Source organism: Rhodoblastus sp., assembly GCF_041915505.1.
In the GTDB taxonomy this organism is placed as follows: Bacteria; Pseudomonadota; Alphaproteobacteria; order Rhizobiales; family Beijerinckiaceae; genus Rhodoblastus.
Genome location: NZ_JAYSBG010000391.1, coordinates 1 through 3,117, shown reverse-complemented (window position 1 = coordinate 3,117; position 3,117 = coordinate 1). Strand labels below are relative to the sequence as shown.

Below are 3,117 nucleotides of genomic sequence, written 5' to 3'. Positions count from 1 at the left end.
ATCCAGCAGGGCTACGCCACGTCCGAGCCCTTCGCCATCGCGCGCGAGGGGGGCTTCAAGCCCAATGTCTTCTTGCTCGCCGATCACGGCTACGAGACCTACGCCACCACCATCGAGACGCGCCGCGACCTGCTGGAAAGCAATCCCGATCTGGTGCGGCGTTTCGTCGAGGCCTCGATCCTCGGCTGGGTGCATTATCTGCACGGCGACAATGGCGCGGCCAATGCGCTGATCAAGCGCGGCAATCCGGATATCGACGACGCGCAGATCGCCTTTTCCATCGCCCAGATGAAGCACTTCGGCATTGTCGAATCGGGCGACGCGCTCAAACGGGGCGTCGGCGCGATGGACGAGGCGCGCATCGCGCGCTTTTACGCCGATATGGCGGCGGCCGGCGTGACGCCTCCCGGACTCGACCTGTCGCGCGGCTTCGATGTCCGCTTCGTCAACAAGGGGCTGGGGCTGGAACAGCAGGGCCGCAATTGACGGCGCCGCTTGCCAGTTTGCGCGATCTTAGCCTTCGTTTTCCGGGGCAGGGGGCGGCGGCGCTCGACGGCGTGCGGCTCGATCTCGTCCCGGGCGAGACGCTTTGCCTGCTCGGCCCCTCGGGCTGCGGCAAATCGAGCCTGTTGCGGCTGGTCGCCGGGCTGGAGCGGCCCGATTCCGGCGAAATCCGTTGGCGGGACGGCGCCGCGCCGACAATCGGCTTCGTCTTTCAGGAGCCGACTCTGATGCCCTGGGCCGATCTGTTCGCCAATGTCTATCTGCCGCTGCGCCTCGCCGGCCTGTCGCGACGCGAAGCCGCGCCGCGCGTGGAGGCGGCGCTTGCCCGCGTCGGCCTTGGCGACCGGCTGAAGGCGCTGCCGCGCCAATTGTCCGGCGGCATGAAAATGCGCGCCTCTATCGCCCGCGCTCTGGTCGACGAGCCGAGCCTGCTGCTGCTCGACGAGCCCTTCGCGGCGCTCGACGAGATCACCCGCTGGCAACTCAACGATGTTTTGCTCGACCTGCGCCGCAAGAGCGCGGCGACCGTCGTCTTCGTCACCCATTCAGTCTATGAGAGCGCCTATCTCGCCGATCGCGTGGCGATCATGCACGCACGGCCGGGCCGGATCGATTCGATCCTGACCTTGGAGCGCGGCGAAACGCGCGGCCTCGGCCTGCGCCGGAGCCCCGGTTTCGCGGCGGATTGCGCGCGGATCGCCGAGGGCCTGCAACGGGCGATGGGGCAGGCGGCGTGAACGGCCTGTTCGCCCGCCTCGCGCCGCTGCTTGCCCTCGCCGCGTTGATCGGGTTGTGGGAGGTTCTGGTCCGCGCCTGCGACATTCCGCCCGCGCAAATCCCCGCGCCGAGCCTGATCGCGAAAACGCTGATCGACAACGGCCCGCAATTGCTCGCCGCCACCGCGATCACCCTGCGCGAGGCTTTGCTGGCGCTGGCGCTCGCTGCGGCCGGCGGCCTCGCTTTGGCTTTGGTCTTCGCCTGGTCGCCCTGGCTCGAAAAGACCTTTCTGCCGCTGGCCATCGCGCTCCAGGTGACGCCGCTGATCGCCATCGCTCCGCTCTTGCTGATCTATCTGGAGCCGCCGACGGCGGTGCTCGCCTGCGCCTTTCTGGTCGCCTTCTTTCCGATCCTGTCCAACGCTTCGGCGGGCCTCAAGGCGACCGATCGCGGCCTGATCGAACTGTTCCGGCTGAAAGGCGCGTCGCGCGGGACGATTCTCCTGCTGCTGCGGCTGCCTTCGGCCTTGCCGCAGATTTTCACCGGCCTGCGCATCGGCGGCGGCCTTGCTTTGATCGGCGCGGTGGCGGCGGAACTGGCGGCGGGCGCCGCGGGAAACAGCGAAGGCCTCGCTTTCCGAATCGTCGAGGCGGGTTATCGGCTCAAAATTCCCATGATGTATGCCGCCGTCGCGCTGCTGTGCCTGTGCGGCGTGGCGCTTTACGGCGCTTTGGCCGGGCTCGGCCATATGGTGCTGCGCCGCTGGCGTGACGAGCCGGAAACTGAGGCTTGACGGGAGAGTCCGGCGCAGAAGGCGGGGTCTGCGGCGTTTTGCCTCGCCGCTTTTTCCTGTGTTTTTTGGATCACTGTCAAATAAAATTCCTGTGATCCGCAATTTCGCCTTTTTTTTCGCCTTTTTTCGAGAGCGACCCGGACGACGGCTGTCTCACTTGATTGACAGGGGCGGCGCGTGGCGGGCGGCATTCGCGGATCGGGAGAGTCGCGGAGGCGCTAAGTCATTGTTCGTAGATGCATGTGGGCCGGAAAACAAGTGTTTTCCGCAAATGCGAACGGCTGCGCGACACCTCGCCCCCGGAGGCGTCGCGGCATGATTGAACGCCAGCGGCGGGCGGGGCACGGACACAAAATATGCAGACTTCTGCGGAAGCCATTAACAGGAAATTAGGGATAATTTGTTTTGATTCAAGGACGTTCGGCGTCCTCGCCTTTACAGCCGATTTCCCCGGCGCGTTGACGCGCCAAAATCGCTGGCCCGCGCCTGTTGGCGTCGCTCGGCCGGACCCCGAACCGCGCCCCGGCGCGACCAGCGTATTGTATGCGGGATTCAGCGTATGACCGATTGGAGCTACGAGATCTGCGAACCCGCCCTTGAGGGTCGCGCGAGCCTTACTCGCAAAGTTTTCGTCCGGACAATCCCTGTCCTCGCCGCCTTTTCCTTCAGCGCCGCCGTGGCCCTGCGCCTCGCCGGCGGCCTGGCCGGCGAGGCCGGAGCCCCGGTCGGCGAAGCCGCCGCCCCGGCGCCATTCGCCGCATCGGCCGGGAGCGCGGATCGCGCGCAAGGGTCGCTCGCCCAATCGCAAGGTGCGCTCGCCCAATCGACAGCCGCGGCGGTCGCCCATGTGGCGCTCGAATCCGGCCCCTCCAAGCCGAACCTCGACAAGCCGCGCAATCCCTTCGGCGGCCTGTTCGATCCCGAAGGCGCTGTAACGGGCATGCCGGCCATGGCGGCCAAGACCGATCCGGTCGGACCGTCCTTCTCGCCCCTTCAATCCGAACCTTTGTTCGTGCTGGTCGAGACGCCGGACACGGACGCGCCCCAGGTCGCCGAGACCGATACGGCCGCGCAGGCGATCCAGCAGGTCGCCCAGGCCGAAC

At 66.8% G+C, this 3,117-nt stretch carries 3 protein-coding genes and 1 pseudogene; all 4 read left to right on the top strand.

Features of this window, described 5'->3' with window-relative positions; all coding sequences use genetic code 11:
- Positions 1-486 (top strand): ABC transporter substrate-binding protein (locus ACE3S9_RS17435; protein ID WP_374547750.1); only part of this gene is annotated, 486 nt, incomplete at its 5' end.
- On the top strand, positions 483-1,241 hold the full coding sequence (locus ACE3S9_RS17430) for an ABC transporter ATP-binding protein (protein ID WP_374547749.1): 759 nt from the start codon (positions 483-485) through the stop codon (positions 1,239-1,241). The genes ACE3S9_RS17435 and ACE3S9_RS17430, both read left to right, overlap by 4 nt.
- Positions 1,238-2,014, top strand: a complete 777-nt coding sequence (locus tag ACE3S9_RS17425) for an ABC transporter permease (RefSeq protein WP_374547748.1) — start codon at positions 1,238-1,240, stop codon at positions 2,012-2,014. The genes ACE3S9_RS17430 and ACE3S9_RS17425 overlap by 4 nt, the downstream gene beginning before the upstream one ends.
- A gap of 559 nt (positions 2,015-2,573) precedes the next feature.
- Positions 2,574-3,117: pseudogene (locus ACE3S9_RS17420) on the top strand (hypothetical protein); the annotation flags it as partial.